The 14,133-nt window shown below is 67.8% G+C and carries 11 protein-coding genes; 5 read left to right on the top strand and 6 right to left on the bottom strand.

Annotated features, from left to right (window positions below):
* Positions 1 to 10: 10 nt before the first annotated feature.
* From ACOGI8_RS13340 to ACOGI8_RS13330, 3 genes are all read right to left on the bottom strand, one after another.
* The gene (locus ACOGI8_RS13340) at positions 11 to 1,606 is read right to left on the bottom strand and encodes a replication-relaxation family protein (RefSeq protein WP_419854280.1); all 1,596 of its coding nucleotides are present in this window, start codon (positions 1,604 to 1,606) and stop codon (positions 11 to 13) included.
* A 240-nt stretch (positions 1,607 to 1,846) separates the two neighbouring features.
* Positions 1,847 to 2,425 (bottom strand): alpha/beta family hydrolase, encoded by a 579-nt coding sequence (locus ACOGI8_RS13335; RefSeq protein ID WP_419854279.1) that lies wholly within the window; start codon positions 2,423 to 2,425, stop codon positions 1,847 to 1,849.
* A 41-nt stretch (positions 2,426 to 2,466) separates the two neighbouring features.
* A complete protein-coding gene (locus ACOGI8_RS13330) occupies positions 2,467 to 4,050 on the bottom strand; it encodes an MFS transporter (protein WP_419854278.1) in 1,584 nt (527 codons plus the stop codon).
* Between the two features lie 94 nt (positions 4,051 to 4,144).
* Here ACOGI8_RS13330 and murA point away from each other — a divergent pair, with 94 nt between their 5' ends.
* Together murA and meaB are read left to right on the top strand one after the other, a co-directional pair.
* A complete protein-coding gene (gene murA, locus ACOGI8_RS13325; protein ID WP_419854277.1) occupies positions 4,145 to 5,425 on the top strand; it encodes a UDP-N-acetylglucosamine 1-carboxyvinyltransferase in 1,281 nt (426 codons plus the stop codon).
* 42 nt (positions 5,426 to 5,467) lie between these two features.
* Positions 5,468 to 6,433, top strand: coding sequence for a methylmalonyl Co-A mutase-associated GTPase MeaB (gene meaB / locus ACOGI8_RS13320; protein WP_419854276.1), 966 nt, complete (start codon positions 5,468 to 5,470; stop codon positions 6,431 to 6,433).
* 69 nt (positions 6,434 to 6,502) lie between these two features.
* On the opposite strand, the gene ACOGI8_RS13315 is transcribed toward meaB, so the two are convergent.
* Both ACOGI8_RS13315 and ACOGI8_RS13310 read right to left on the bottom strand, forming a co-directional pair.
* On the bottom strand, positions 6,503 to 7,660 hold the full coding sequence (locus ACOGI8_RS13315) for an SRPBCC family protein (protein ID WP_419854275.1): 1,158 nt from the start codon (positions 7,658 to 7,660) through the stop codon (positions 6,503 to 6,505).
* An 89-nt stretch (positions 7,661 to 7,749) separates the two neighbouring features.
* Positions 7,750 to 8,739 (bottom strand): LysR substrate-binding domain-containing protein, encoded by a 990-nt coding sequence (locus ACOGI8_RS13310; protein WP_419854274.1) that lies wholly within the window; start codon positions 8,737 to 8,739, stop codon positions 7,750 to 7,752.
* A 302-nt stretch (positions 8,740 to 9,041) separates the two neighbouring features.
* On the opposite strand from ACOGI8_RS13310, the gene ACOGI8_RS13305 reads away from it, so the two are divergent.
* The 3 genes from ACOGI8_RS13305 to ACOGI8_RS13295 are packed head-to-tail and all read left to right on the top strand — an operon-like array spanning position 9,042 to position 11,778.
* Positions 9,042 to 10,229, top strand: a complete 1,188-nt coding sequence (locus ACOGI8_RS13305; protein WP_419854273.1) for a cysteine desulfurase family protein — start codon at positions 9,042 to 9,044, stop codon at positions 10,227 to 10,229.
* Positions 10,226 to 11,326 carry a tRNA 2-thiouridine(34) synthase MnmA gene (mnmA, locus tag ACOGI8_RS13300; protein WP_419854272.1) on the top strand — a complete coding sequence of 367 codons (1,101 nt, stop codon included), beginning with the start codon at positions 10,226 to 10,228 and terminating at the stop codon, positions 11,324 to 11,326. The genes ACOGI8_RS13305 and mnmA overlap by 4 nt, the downstream gene beginning before the upstream one ends.
* Positions 11,323 to 11,778, top strand: coding sequence for a hypothetical protein (locus tag ACOGI8_RS13295; protein WP_419854271.1), 456 nt, complete (start codon positions 11,323 to 11,325; stop codon positions 11,776 to 11,778). Before mnmA ends, ACOGI8_RS13295 begins: the two co-directional genes overlap by 4 nt.
* On the opposite strand, the gene ligA is transcribed toward ACOGI8_RS13295, so the two are convergent.
* Complete coding sequence (gene ligA / locus ACOGI8_RS13290) at positions 11,775 to 14,108, bottom strand: NAD-dependent DNA ligase LigA (RefSeq protein WP_419854270.1); 2,334 nt, start codon at positions 14,106 to 14,108, stop codon at positions 11,775 to 11,777. The two genes, ACOGI8_RS13295 and ligA, sit on opposite strands and share 4 nt — an antisense overlap.
* Between the last annotated feature and the right edge of the window lie 25 nt (positions 14,109 to 14,133).

Genomic DNA, 14,133 nt, shown 5'->3' with positions numbered 1-14,133 from the left:
GACTCAGCCCTCACACGCAGCGCAGCGAGACCGCAGCGGTATCGCGTTTCCGCCAGACGGTGCTGTCACCCGTCAGCCGGCCTGCCTCGACGGCCGCCATGTGGGTGACCAGCAGCGGCACCAGCGTGTCGAACTCGGCGAATCTCTCGGCGGCTTGCTCGGTCTCGCAGACCATCAGCAAGGGCACGTGACGTCCCACGGCGGCACACTTGCGGTACGTCCTGATCTTCTCGATGACCTCAGAAGGGGTGGTGGCGCTGCGCTCGTACTCGAGGCAGTGGGCGCCGGCGCCGAGAGGCCCGTCGGCAACCAGCACCACGAGGTCGGGCCTGATCTGGGTGACGCCGAGCACGTTGATCTCCCCCCTCCAGCCCACGAATGCTGCCGCGCCTTCGGCGGCGAACTGCAGTACCAGTTGGTTGACACCATCGTCGTGGTGGCGCTGTCTGTGCCGGAAGGCGGGCAGCAGGTATGCGCCGTGTCGCCGAATGAGCGCAGATGCCAGCAGTCGACTGACATTGGCAGCCCGCCGCAGACCCCGTTCGGTGAGATAGCAGCGGCCATCGAAACGATCGATGAGTCCGACCTCGACGAGCCTGGCGAGTGCGTCGCTGACGCTCCGCTGCGAAGCGCTCAACAGGCGGCTGAGCTCGCCACGTCGCATGGCCGGGAATTGGGCGACAGCCATGAATGTTGCGTAGGTGAGGGAATCGGTGATGGCCACGGTGTCAGCATTGATGCGCCGCCAGCGCCCCAGTTGCTCTGCCCGCCCCGCCTCCATCGGCGTGACCGGATCATCGACCCGGTCACCGGAGGGCCGCAGTTCGACCGGATCGCCCCAGAGTCCGTCGGGGGTGCAGATCAGCGGCCGGGCGCCGCGAGCGAACTCGCACTGCGCTAGGTGGGCCGCCCATGAGTCCGCAGCCAGCATCACCTGCGCGGAGGGCGTGGCTTCGTATTCGGGGTCACCGTAAAAGACACGATCGACAGCCCGCTCGTGCGCATCGTGCTCGCTCGCGTAGGCGTCAAGGCCCCAGAAGCGATGGGCTCGCTTGCGCCGCAACGCCCTCTCGGTGGCGTGCAGGCCGACGTAGGTGAACGTCACCCAGTAGTGCTCGCCGTAGTGCGCGACGGCGTGAAACCAGCCGCCGTAGCGCAGCAGGCGAAAGTCGGTCATGCCGATGTCGAGACGGTCGGCAGTGTCGCTGTCGGGTACGCGCAGCCAGCCCGAATGCAGCAATCCCGGGGCGAGCCGGTAGAGCGGCTCCAGCGCAGCCAGTCGCCGCACGCAGGTACGCACGCCTCGCGAGGTGGCTGTCCACGGCAGGTGCTCACGACGTTCCGACGTCGGCGCGTTGACTGGCAGGCGGTCTGAGAAGGGGGTCGGCGGCCGATCGCCGTCCCTCGTTGCGTGCACGCCATCGTGGGCGTAGAGAGCCTGAGCGGCTTGGTTCGTGACGAACCAGCGCTGCTGGCGGGCTTCGGTCATCCCGACGCTCATGCACTCGATCCAGCCGGCGTGACGCAGCGAGCCCAGCCGGGCCCGCACCCGGCGCTCGTCGTCAGTGAAGATTGGTGCCAAGTTCGGGGCGCTCACCAAGGGCATGCGTCCGATGATTCGGACCAAGCGCTGATCGGCGGCACTGAGCAGGCTCGCCGCCGCTCGATCGGTTTCGGCTGGCACCCCGAGGAGTGAGCCGTCGCCTGCCGCGGCTCAAGCCTGAAACCGGCAATACCACGCTTTCCGGCCGGATATGCAAAGCGATCTTGAGCAGTCCCGGCTACGTCAGCGCGGCAGGCGCCCGCGAGCCGCTGCCCGTTCGGCTCACGAGATCGAGCCGGTGGCTCAGCCTCCGAGCGTGTCGAGCCAGCAGTTGAGGTATTCGACGATGGCCTGGCGGGCCGCGATCGTGTTGGGATCATGTCGGCCACCGTCAACGAAAGCGAGTGTGACCGGGCCCGCGATGGCCCGGGTGTGCTCGCTCAGCTCCTCAGGAGTGGCAAACGGGTCACGCGTGCCCGAGACGAACAGGCACGGCACGCCGATCCGCTCGAAGTGCTCGGTGCGGAGGCGCTCGGGCCGTTCGGGCGGGTGCAGCGGGTAGCTGAGCAGCACAAGCCCTGCGGCGCGGGCGCCGTCGGCCACCGCCATCGAGCAGACACGGCCGCCGAACGACCGGCCGCCGATCACCAGACCGCCCGGCGACACGCCCAGATCGGCCGCAATCGGGGGCAGGTCGCCCAGCAGTTCGGCAACGACGCTGGGCGCTCGCGGCGGCGCCCGCCGCCCGGCTCGCCGGTAGGCGAAGTCATGACGGCGCACGGGCAGGCGGCCCGACAGCGCGTCATCGATCTCGACGAGCGTGCGATGATCCGCGCCGCCACCGGCACCTGGCGTCAGCAGGAGTGCTTCGGCAGCGCGCATCGCAGCCCCATCATGTCCCGGCCCGGTTTCACCGGCATCAGTCACAGGCCATGCGACCATGGGCCTTCGGGGTCTACCGAGGCGTCGGCGGGATGCAGCTCTTCGAGTTCCTGCCCGCTGCGCTCGGTCAGCCACAGCACAGCGATGAGCGCAGCAACCAGAGGCGCGATCCACAGCAGCGCAATGATGTCGCCGAAGCTGCCCCAGGCTGTGCGCAATTGGCCGGTGAAGTAGATGCCCGCGGCTGCGCCACCGACGCCCATGGCGCCGGTCAGCGTCGCGGCACGTGCGCGTACGGCGGTCGGGAACAGCTCGCCGCGGTAAACCCCCAGTGCCGGCAGCAGTCCTGCCGAGAGCATCGCGCCGACGAGGCCCAGCAGCCACAGCGTCGCTCCGGTCACATTGAACATCCCCACTAGGGATCCGAGTCCGAGAACGGACGCAATGGCCAGGATGATGCGCCTCCCCCTGGAGTCAGCAAGCCGGCCTGCGGCATACACCGCGAGTCCTGCCGGCGTTGCGGTGCTCAGCACGAACAGCGTGACCACGCCCGCACTGAAGCCGTGTTCGTCGCGCAGGTACTCGATGCGGAACCAGTCGATCGGTCCCAGAAACAGACCGAATGCGAGGTAGATGCCGCCGAGGAGCGCGATCGGTCGCCAGTACTCGCGGAGTTTCACGTCGCGGCTGCGTCGTTTGAAGCGACGGCTCTCGGGCAACCGCTTCATCAATGGACGCACGACGAGCAGCGCCAGGAGCGGAATGCCGAACAGCAAGCGCCAGATCCAAGGAGCGAGGTCCGCGGTGGACTGGAACCACACCACCACGCCCGCGCCCAACGCGGCCGCCATGGCCAGCACAGACAGGCACCACGCGCGGCAGCCCGCAGGAATCTCCTCGAGTGCCATCACGACGATCGTGGCGCCGAGTGCTGCGTTGGCGGTGCGGCCAACCACGAGAAATACGCCCAACCACGCCATGGAGGGTGCCAACGCCGCCAGCGCTGCGCTCAATATGCCAACGAGCATTGCACCGGCAGCGATGCGTCTGCGCCCGTAGCGATCTGCGAGTACGGACACGCCGATGGCGAGCAGTGTCCCGATCCGTACCACGAGTCCGAGTGTTCCCTGCGCTGCTTGGTCGGATCCGAATTCGTCGGCGGCGTAGCTGTGCAGTTCGGACGGTGCATTGGCCAGGTAGCCGCTGAGCATGGCCGCCGCCGCCAGCATCGCCATGATCGTCGCGGAGCGCGCGTCAAGCCGCCGCGGGGGTGCCCAGACGGGCTGGGTGCCGTCGCCGGAACGACCGGTGCGCATGGCGCGCCGTACCGCGAGGTTGATGGCCGGGCCGAACCACGGCACGGCCAACTGCCATTCGACCTTCTCGGTGATCCGGAATCGGGGCGAGGTGCTGGTATCAGCACCGCGTGCATCGCCGCCGTCATCCGACTCGATGTGTACGAGGCGGGAGTAGCTGCTGAACGGCCCGCCCGCCAATCCGAAGCGGTACTCGCCATCGCCATCGATGCGGCCGGCTGGTGCTTCGAGCACGATGTCGTCGCGCGGGCGCAGCAGGTCGTCCACCTCATCGGCGCCTGCGGTGAAGGTGCGCACTTGCCGTGTCACGGCGGCGGGCCTATCACACGCACCGGTCCTGCACCTGCATCGCGATACTGCGGAGCGTCACGAACCTGCTGTCAATGGTGGTATCGCTATGTCGATGGACTTCGCCACCGGCGGCGAGCGCGACACGTTCGTGACGCAGCGCAGCCGCGCGCTCGACGGCGAAGTCAGCATCGGCGGCGCCAAGAACAGCGTGCTCAAGCTGATGGCGGCCTGCCTGCTGGCGGAAGGGCAGCACGTCCTGGCCAACGTGCCGGACATCTCCGACGTGTCGCTCATGTGCGAGCTGCTCGAAGCCATGGGTGTGACGGTGACGCGTGCCGATCATCGGCTGGTCATCGACGTGCCCTCCGAGCTGAACACCGAGGCGCCCTACCACCTGGTGGAGCGCATGCGTGCGTCGATCGTGGTGCTCGGCCCGCTGCTCGGACGCTTCGGAACTGCCCGGGTTGCCCTGCCGGGCGGAGACGACTTCGGGCCACGACCGATCGACATGCACTTGCGGGCACTCGAGAGCCTGGGCGCGACGTTCAGCACGGCTCACGGCGACATCTCGGGAACCGCAGAGTTGCTGAGGGGAACCGAGGTTGTGCTCGAGTACCCCTCGGTCGGAGCGACTGAGAACGTGCTGATGGCCGCGGTGCGAGCCAAAGGCCGCACGCGCATTGTGAATCCCGCGCGAGAACCCGAGATCGGCGATCTCATCGAGTTCCTCAACCAGATGGGTGCGCGAGTCGGCTGGTCAGGGGATCGCTTGGCAGTCGACGGCGTGGAACGGTTGGCGCCTGCCCCCTCCGGCGACGGCTACCGGGTGATTCCCGACCGCATCGAGGCGGCCACGTTCCTCGCGGCGGTCGGCATGTGCGGCGGGTCGGTGTTCCTGCGCCATGCGGTGGCCGAGCACATGACAATGCTCATCCGCAAGCTCACCGAGATGGGAATGCACATCGTCATCGAGGAAGAGGGACTGCGGGCGACCGTGACTCAACGGCTGGCGTCGGCCGACATCTCCACATTGCCGTTCCCGGGTTTGGCGACCGACTACAAGCCGTTTCTGGTGTCGATGCTCACGACGGCTTCCGGCGTGGGAATCGTCACCGAGAACATCTTCACGGGCCGGTTCCGCTACATCGACGAGCTGCGGCGCATGGGCGCCGACATCCGCACCGAGGGCCACCACGCTGTGGTGCGCGGGGTAGAGCGGCTGTCGGGGGCACCGGTGCGTGCGCACGACATCCGCGCAGGCGCCGCGCTGGTGGTGGCGGGCCTCGCCGCTGCGGGCGAGACAGAGGTTGTCGGCGCGGTCCATGTCGACCGCGGCTACGAGAACTTGGCCGGCAAGCTCGCCGGTCTCGGTGCCACCATCACGCGTCGCTGAGACGTGCTGCGCCCGCTCGGCATCGCTACCGTCGGCGCGCCGATGACATCACCCGACCATCCGCTCACTGCTGATGTTGCAGAGCTCCTGGAAGCTGCGCGCTCGGGCCAGCGCCGTGCGTTGGCGCGGGTGATGTCGTTGGTCGAACGTGGCGGTTCGCAGGCGCGTGCGCTGGGCGCGCTCACGTTCGCCCAGTCAGGCAGCGCTCACACGGTCGGCATCACCGGTGCGCCCGGGGCCGGCAAGTCGACGCTCAACTCAGCCGTTGTCGGCGTGGCACGCGAGCGGGGCGAGCGGCTGGCGGTCTTGGCGATTGACCCGTCGTCGCCGTTCAGCGGCGGCGCAATCCTGGGCGACCGCGTGCGCATGTCCGACCACACCTTCGACGAAAACGTCTACATCCGCTCGATGGCGACGCGTGGCCACTTGGGCGGCCTCACCTTGGCGACACCGCTCGCGGTACGAGTGCTGGACGCACTGGGTTGGCCCTGGGTGGTGATCGAGACGGTCGGCGTCGGCCAGATCGAGACGGAGATCGTGGGCGCGGCAGATACCACCGTCGTCGTGGTGAACCCCGGTTGGGGCGATTCGGTGCAGGCCAACAAGGCGGGTCTCATGGAGATCGCCGACATCTTCGTGGTGAACAAGGCCGATCGGCCCGGCACATCGGAAACGTGCCGGGACATCCGCCAGATGCTGGATCTGTCCGCGCCCGGCGATTGGGACCCGCCGATCCTGACCTCGGTGGGCACCACCGGCGAGGGCGCCGCGGAGTTGTGGGATGCCATCTGTGCGCACCGCGACCACTGCACGGTCTCGGGCGAGCTTGAGTCTCGCCGCGCGGCCAGGGTGCAGACCGAGCTTGATGAAGTCTTGCGGGCCACTATTGCCGAACGCGTAGCAACCCTCACCGAAGGGCCTGCGGCGGAGCGCCTGCGCCAGCAGCTCGCCCGCCGAGAGCTCGATCCCTACGCCGCCGCCGAGATGCTCCTCGACCAGGACCGCTGAAACTCGGTCGACCGATTGCGGCAGATGGTTTCCTGACTCTGGCAAGTCAGGACGACTCAGGCGAACTCGTCAGTCGAGTTCGCCGCGGGCGAGCGCGAAGACCGCCTCGCGCTCGTTGGGATGCAGGTTGCGGTCGAGGAGCCGCAGGTCGGCTGCCGCGCGCAAGTGCGAGAGAATCGCGTCGGCGCCGAACTCCTTGAGAAAGGCTCGGGCGAACCGCGTGCGAAACGCGTTGATGACCGCCCGGGCCGCAGCGTGGTTGTCGGGCGCGGCAGTGCGCAGCCGGACGTAGGTGGAGGCCGCGTCGAAGGCGGCGTCGCCGGCTGCTGCGTTCGACCAGTCGATGACGACGGGGCCGTCGGGCGTGAGCTTGACGTTGTCGGGCTGCAGGTCGAGATGCACCACCGAGCTGCCGCCAGAGACCTTGACCCAATGGCCGGCGGCAGGCACGTCGCCGAGAAGCCGGTGCAGCCGTGCCAGACCCTTGACGTGGCGCGTCAGGAGCCACGGCTTGGCCGCCAGCTCGTCGAGCATTGTCGGGCCGGTCAGACGCTCCATTACCACCGAGTGGTTGTCGGGCTGCTCGATGACCTCCGGTGCAGGAAATCCATGGGCCCGCACGTGACGCATCGCCTCGGCCTCATGGCTCAGGTCTCTGCCGCGCAGGCTCATGCGAATGATGTGCGGGCCGTAGGCGCGCATCTCCGAGTCGCGGCCCATCCCGAGCAGCGGTCCGGGCTCGTGACCGGTCGGTCCCTGCTGACGTTCGAGCATCCGTGCGCGCAGGTTCCGCAGGTTCTTGCGCCAGACGCGTTCAAGCACCAGCGAGGCAGGTTGCTGGCCCATCCGCGAGCCGAAGTACCACGGCAGCGTCAGATCCTCGCTCCAGGTGAAGCGGGTGCCGTCTTCGATGGGTTCGAGCGCGAAGCGGCCAGTGCCTGTCACTGCACCTTGATGGGCAATGCCGAGCGTCTTCGGCGGGTCCCATTCGGTGACCTCGATCTTGTCCGTGGTCTTCATCGGGCCGATCTTGGTGACGCAGTCGAACGTCGTGCCGACACCTTCGGTTTGGGCAGACGTGAAGTGGATCGACTGAGCGTCAGCCATCCACTCGACGTTGCTCGCGAGGTCTGCGACGTAATCCCAGACTTCCTGCGGCGATGCCGGAATGTCGATGGAGACCTCGATGCCCATGGGGGTGATTGCCTTGTCGATGCCTGCTTGCACGCGAATCGCGTCTCGAATCGCTGGTGCACTGCGTCACGCCGACGCTCGTTTCCAGCGACCGGCAAGTGTTGCACCAAGACCGGGCGATGTCACCCCGCGGCCGTCGCGTCGCCGACGTCGGGTTTCGATGACGCAGGCGAGGGTGCCGATCCGGAGTTCGCATCTGCCAGTCTCGCTGCGATGAGTTCGGCCAGCTCCCGGTACAGGGGCGCAGCCGGCGAGCGACGCCGCCAAACAAGCGCCAGCTGTCGCTTTGCCGTGACATCGCTGAACGGCCGCACCACGATTCCGGTGCCTCGCCGGGCCTCGATGGGGGCGGCGCTCGCGGGCAGCAGTGTCACGCCCATCCCCGCGGCCACCATCTGGCAGATCGTCGCCAGGCTCGTGCCGCCCTTGCTCACCTCGCGGGCGCCCACGCTCCGGCACACCTTGAGCACCTGGCATCGCAGGCAGTGGCCGTCCTCGAGCAGCAGCACGGTCTCGCCGGCGAGGTCATCGATTGCCACTGAGGGCTGGCGGGCCAGTCGATGCTGGGGCGCCATTGCCAGCAGGAGCGGGTCTTCGAGGATGATCGTGTGCGCGAGGTCATCGTGCGCCTCAGGTTCCGCCATCAGACCCAGATCAAGCTGTGCTGCGGCCAGTGCCTCGACCAGCGCAGAGGCCCTGAGCTCGTCAAGGCACAGCAGCACCTCTGGATGTCGCTCGTTGATCACCGCAAGCATGCGGGCAAGCAAGTAGGGCGCCGCCGTCGGAATGGCTGCGATTCGCAATGGTCCGCCGAGACCGTCCGTGCTGCTGCGGCCCCATTCGAGCATCTCGTCGGTGTCACGCAGCACCGCTCGTGCGCGTTCCGCGAGTTCGCGGCCTGCAGGCGTCACGACGATGCCACGGCCCACGCGCTCGGTAATGGTGACGCCCAGATGGCGCTCAAGCTGCCGGATCTGCGTGCTGAGCGTTGGCTGGGAGACGAAGCATGCTGCTGCCGCGCGCCCGATGTGCCCATGGGCGTCGAGGGCCACCAGATACTCCAGCTGGCGTATCGTCGGCCTGCCTACGGCGACGTTGGTACGTGTGCTCACGGAGCGTTCACGCAACCTTCATGGGTCATCGCTGGGGGAAACTGCCAGCTCACCGATGCAGAGATGTTCATGAAGCTCTTTCTCTCGGGCGGCATTCGGCAGTTGCACATGTCCTCGTGTGCGATCTGTCCCCACTTGCATTTTCGCCTGACTCCGCTTGCACGTGGTCGCGCGAACGTGAAGAAATCAATCGTTTGTGCCTAAGGAGTCGCATAGGCCGAGTCCATGAATCGCTGGCTTGAGCAACGTCGCATTCACTCCGGCGGGCGGCTGGTCGAGGACCACACCCGTAGCCTCGCGGCATGAGCGCGGTGCAGAACCAGCCGGCCAAGCATCGGCAGGCCCAGCGTGATCAATCCCAGCGTCCCGCGTATCTCGACTGCGCTGCGTCGACGCCGATGCGGCCGTGCGCCATCGAGGCCATGACGCCGTTCTTCGAGAACCAGTTCGCCAATCCCTCGGGCGCGCACCGCATGGCGCGCAGGTCGCGGGCAGCCATCGATGACGCGCGTGAGATCGTCGCTGGGTCGCTCGGCTTCGACCCGCACGGCGTCGTGTTCACCAGCGGCGGGACTGAAGCAGACAATCTCGCCGTGCACGGCGTCACCTCCGCAACAGGCATGACGGCGCTGTGCCCAGCGACCGAACACCACGCGGTGCTGCACCCCGTCGAAGCGGTCGGCGGCCGGTACGTGCAGGTCGATGCCGGCGGCGACGTCGACCTCGACCACCTGGCCGCACAGTTGGCGCCCGACGCGGGCCCGCCTGTGGGGTTGGTATCGGTGATGCTGGTCAACAACGAGTCGGGCATCATTGCCGATCTTGAGGCCGTGGCCAACGTGGTAAGACGCCATGCCCCCGAGGCGCTGCTGCACACCGATGCTGTGCAAGGCGTCAACTGGGTCGATATTGCCGAGGCAGCGCATCCGGTAGATCTGCTGTCGTTGAGCGGCCACAAGTTCGGTGGGCCGAAGGGCGTGGGCGTGCTTGCGATCCGGCCTGACGTGACGCTGTCGGCGCAGCAGCTCGGCGGCGGGCAGGAGGCCGATCGGCGCAGCGGCACGCACAACACCGCGGGGATCGCCGCGCTCGGCGCCGCGCTCGGCGAGCTGCACGAGACTCGCAGCGAGGACATCTGCCGGATCAGGGACTTGGCGGACCGGCTGGCCGATGGCCTGCTGGCGGCGATTGACGGGTGCACCGAGACGGTCGCGCGGTCTCGGCGAGCCGCGGGCATCTGCCAGATGCTCATTGACGGCATCGAGACCGAGGCGCTGCTGGTGCTGCTCGACCGCTTCGATGTGATGGCCTCCGCGGCGGCCTCGTGCGCGTCGGGTGCCATGGAGCCGAGCCATGTGCTCGCAGCCATGGGGGTTGAGCGCCATGCTGCAGCCGGCTCGCTCCGCCTGTCGCTGGGCTGGTGCACCGAGCCATGGGAGATTGAGCGAGCCATCGACGCCATCCCCCGGTGCGTGGAACAGCTGCGATGACTCTCGAGCGGCACGGTGCCGCTGCGGGGAGCTCTGAGCGGCACGGCGCCGCTGCAGGGCGCAGGGTGCTCGTTGCGATGTCGGGCGGCGTCGACAGCTCGGTCGCTGCGGCCCTGTGCTTGCGCGCGGGGCACGAAGTAGTGGGCGCCACCCTGAAGCTGTGGGGCGGTCCCCAAGACCAAGGCTGCTGCGCAGTCTCGGATGTGGACGATGCCCGCAGGGTGTGCCAGCAGCTCGGCATCGACCATTTCGTCTTCAACTATGCGGCCGAGTTTGAGCGCGACATCGTCGAGCCGTACGTAGCCGCACACCGGCGGGGTCTCACGCCCAACCCGTGCATCGCCTGCAACCGGCACGTCAAGTTCGACGTGCTCTTGGACCGGGCCCGCCGCTTGGGCTTCGATCGTCTGGTCACGGGTCATCACGTTCGCATCAGCTCGCACTGTGGCAGGCGACGGCTGCAGCGCGGTACCGACAGTGCAAAGGACCAGTCGTACGTGCTGTACATGCTCTCCGAGGCCGACTTGGCGGACCTGTGGTTTCCGGTCGGCGACTACCGCAAGGACGAACTGCGCGAGCTCGCTGCCGATCTCGGCCTGCGCACGGCGGACAAGGCCGAGAGCCAGGATGTCTGCTTCATCACCGCCGACGCGGGCAGGGAGCGCTTCCTGGCTGAGCGCATCGACCTGCATCCGGCGGAGCTGGTCGACACTGCCGGCCGGTACGTGGGCGCGGCACCGGCGGTAGAGCTGGTGACGGTGGGTCAACGCAAGGGCCTAGACCTCGGCGGTGCACCGCAGCGGCGCTACGCCATCGACGTCGACGTCGCCGCTCGTCGTGTCACTGTCGGCGAGGCCTCCGAGCTGTCGGCACCGGGCGTACGGCTGGTCGATCATCGCTGGGCCGGCGACACCGTCGAAGGCGACGTCCTAGCCCAGACGAGCGCCCACGGTCCGGCGTTGTCGGCGCATCTCGATGCCGGGGGCCAATTGCGTTGGGTGGAGCCCCAGCGCCGCGTCGCGGCCGGCCAGGCTGTCGTCTTCTATGAGGGTGACGAGGTGCTCGGCGGCGCGACCGCTGCCGGACATCTCACATGAGCCGCGACGAGTCCGCTGACGGCCAGCCGCGCGTGCCCTGGGCACTGCGCAAAGGCGTCTCCACGACCATCACGCTCGGTGCGCTCGTTGCTGCTGCAGCCGTCGTTCTGGCAGTGTGGCTGACCCGCGGAGGCGAGCCCGCACCGGCCTACCCGAGCGGCTTGCAGGCTGTCACCCCGGTGCCCGGCGCGAACGTGCCGCACCAGAGTCCCATCGGCGCTCGGCTCGAAGCCGGTTGGAAACTGACGCTCGTCATCAACGGCACCACCATTCCTGCCAGTCAGCTCGACGCAGGCACCGTCCAGCTGGGCGAGTACTTCTATTCGCCGGGCGACGGCAAGGTCATCGAGAAGCTGCGCAGCGGGCGGTCGTGCGCTCGCCTCGTCGCAACCCCCACCATCGACATCGAAGCGGCCGACTTCACCTACGAATGGTGCTTCACCACGTTCTAAGGCTCCGAGCCATCGACCGTTCCCGCAGCGAGCAGGGTGCGCAGGCCGTAGTCGTCGAGGACTGGGACGCCGAATTCGGCGGCCTTGTCGAGCTTGGCCTGCCCGGCACCTGCTCCGGCGATGAGTGCGAAGGTGCTCTTGTTGACGCTGCCCGGGCTCTTGCCGCCTCGTGCCTTGATGGCGGCTTTGGCCTCATCGCGGCTGAGGTGCCAACCGTCGAGATTGCCCGTCACCACGACGGACTTGCCAGCGAGCACCTGCGGCGCGTCGAGTTCGCCGTCGACTCGGTCGAAGCGCACCTGCGCATCCCGCAGGCGCTGGACCAGAGCGGCGTTGTCGACGTCGTCGAAATAGCTGCGGACGCTCGCGGCAATGATGGGTCCGATGCCGTCGATGGCCGCGAGCTGCTCATCGCCGGCCGTCATCACGTCATCCAGTGAGCCGAATCGTCGCGCCAACAGTTCCGATGCCGTTGGACCGAGGTGTTCGATGCCGAGGCCGATGAGCAACCGGGCCAGTGGCGAGTCTCGAGCGGCGTTGATCTCGGCTACAAGACTGTTGGCCGACTTCTCGGCGAATCCCTCGAGTCCGATGAGGTCATCGGCGCTCAAGCCGAAGAGGTCGGCCGGATCGGTGACGAGGCCTCGCTCGTAGAGCGTCACGACGGTCTGTTCGCCGAGACCTTCGATGTCGAGCGCACCGCGGCCCACGAAGTGCCCGATGCCTTGGATCACCCGATCTCGGCAGGCGCGGTTGCGGCAGTACGTGTTGGCGTCGCCCTCGCTGCGCTTCAACGGGCTGCCGCATGACGGACATCTCTCGGGGAACTTCCACGGTTCGGAGCCAACAGGGCGCTCGGCGAGCACGGGGCCGACCACCTCGGGAATCACATCGCCGGCTTTGCGCACGATCACGGTGTCGCCCGGGCGCACGTCCTTGGCGGCGACCTGATCCTGGTTGTGCAGTGTGGCCAGCGACACCGTCGATCCGCCGACGAAGACGGGCTCCATGTAGGCGAACGGCGTGGCGCGACCGGTGCGCCCGATGGAGACCATGATGCTGCGCAGCTTGGTCGTGCGTTCTTCTGGGGGGAACTTGTAGGCCACCGCCCACCTCGGCGCACGGCTGGTGTAACCCAGCTGTGACCGGAGTTCGAGGTCGGCCACCTTCACCACGACCCCGTCGATCTCGTAGGCGGGCTTGTGGCGGTCGCGCTCCCACTGCCTGCAGAAGTCCTCGACTTCGGCGAGCGTGCCGAAGGTCCGGATTTCGGGGTTTACCGGCATACCGAGCTTGCCTAGGTACGCGAAGACCTCGCCGGCGTCGCTGAGCTTGGGACCGTCGGCCAACCCGCCGACGTCGTAACTCCAGAACGACAGGCCACGCGTCGCGACGATCGAGGGATCCTTCTGGCGCAGGCTGCCCGCAGCCGTGTTCCGCGCATTGGCGTAGTCGGGATGGCGACGCTGCACATCGACCGGCGTGAGCTTGGCCAGCGTTTCGAGCTTCCGCCGCTCGCTCGCAGGCATGTCGTCGGGAGCTTCGGCGATCTGTTGCTTGGCGTCCTCCGCAGCCGCGGCGAGGGCTTGGCGAGCTTCGGCCTGCGACTCGTTCAATTCCCGGAACCTGTCCAGCGGCAGGAAGATCTCGCCGCGCACCTCGATCGCCTCGGGCGCCGGCGACGTCGTGCTCAGTTCCCGGGGGATGTCCGCAATGGTCACGACGTTGGCGGTGACGTCCTCGCCGACACGCCCGTTGCCCCGCGTCGCCGCCTGGACGAGGCGTCCCTGCTCATAGCGAAGCGATACGGCCAGCCCGTCGAACTTGAGCTCGCAGATCAGCTCCGGTTCAGGCAGGCTCACCTCGCTGCCGCTGCCGCTGCCGCTGCCGCTGCCGCTGCCGCTGCCGTCGTCGCTGGCTTCATCGGCGTCTGCGTCGGCGAACAGCGTCGGCTGCGCTGCAGCGAGGCCGCGCATGACACGGCCGTGCCACGCCCGCAGCTCATCGAAGTCCATCGCGTTGTCGAGCGACATCATCGGCCTGGCATGGACGACCTCGCTGAACAGCGCCGACAGCTCGGCGCCGACGCGCTGGCTGGGCGAATTCGGATCTGCGAAGTCGGGGTAGCGCGTCTCGAGTTCGACGAGCTCGCGCTTGCGGGCGTCGTACTCTCCGTCGGGCACCGACGGCGCATCGTCCCGGTGGTACTCCACGTCGTAGCGATTGATAAGACTCGCCAGTTGCCGCATGCGCTTGAGATCACTCTCGGCAGCGGAACTCAGCGCCGCTTCCTGGCGCTCGCCCGTCGAGTTATCGCTTTCGGAGGGCATCGCACTGCTGAGAGTACCGAGGGGC

Origin of the sequence: Candidatus Poriferisodalis sp. (assembly GCF_965204195.1) — a bacterium.
GTDB lineage: Bacteria > Actinomycetota > Acidimicrobiia > Acidimicrobiales > Poriferisodalaceae > Poriferisodalis.
This window is presented reverse-complemented; position numbering and strand designations above follow the sequence as displayed.

What these genes read in the sequence shown, in the direction of transcription:
- mnmA (WP_419854272.1), top strand. Translation starts at nt 10,226, where the DNA reads ATGACTCTCGAGCGGCACGGTGCCGCTGCGGGGAGCTCTGAGCGGCAC.
- meaB (WP_419854276.1), top strand. Translation starts at nt 5,468, where the DNA reads ATGACATCACCCGACCATCCGCTCACTGCTGATGTTGCAGAGCTCCTG.
- ACOGI8_RS13305 (WP_419854273.1), top strand. Translation starts at nt 9,042, where the DNA reads ATGAGCGCGGTGCAGAACCAGCCGGCCAAGCATCGGCAGGCCCAGCGT.
- murA (WP_419854277.1), top strand. Translation starts at nt 4,145, where the DNA reads ATGGACTTCGCCACCGGCGGCGAGCGCGACACGTTCGTGACGCAGCGC.
- ACOGI8_RS13295 (WP_419854271.1), top strand. Translation starts at nt 11,323, where the DNA reads ATGAGCCGCGACGAGTCCGCTGACGGCCAGCCGCGCGTGCCCTGGGCA.
- ACOGI8_RS13335 (WP_419854279.1), bottom strand. Translation starts at nt 2,425, where the DNA reads ATGCGCGCTGCCGAAGCACTCCTGCTGACGCCAGGTGCCGGTGGCGGC.
- ACOGI8_RS13340 (WP_419854280.1), bottom strand. Translation starts at nt 1,606, where the DNA reads ATGCCCTTGGTGAGCGCCCCGAACTTGGCACCAATCTTCACTGACGAC.
- ligA (WP_419854270.1), bottom strand. Translation starts at nt 14,108, where the DNA reads ATGCCCTCCGAAAGCGATAACTCGACGGGCGAGCGCCAGGAAGCGGCG.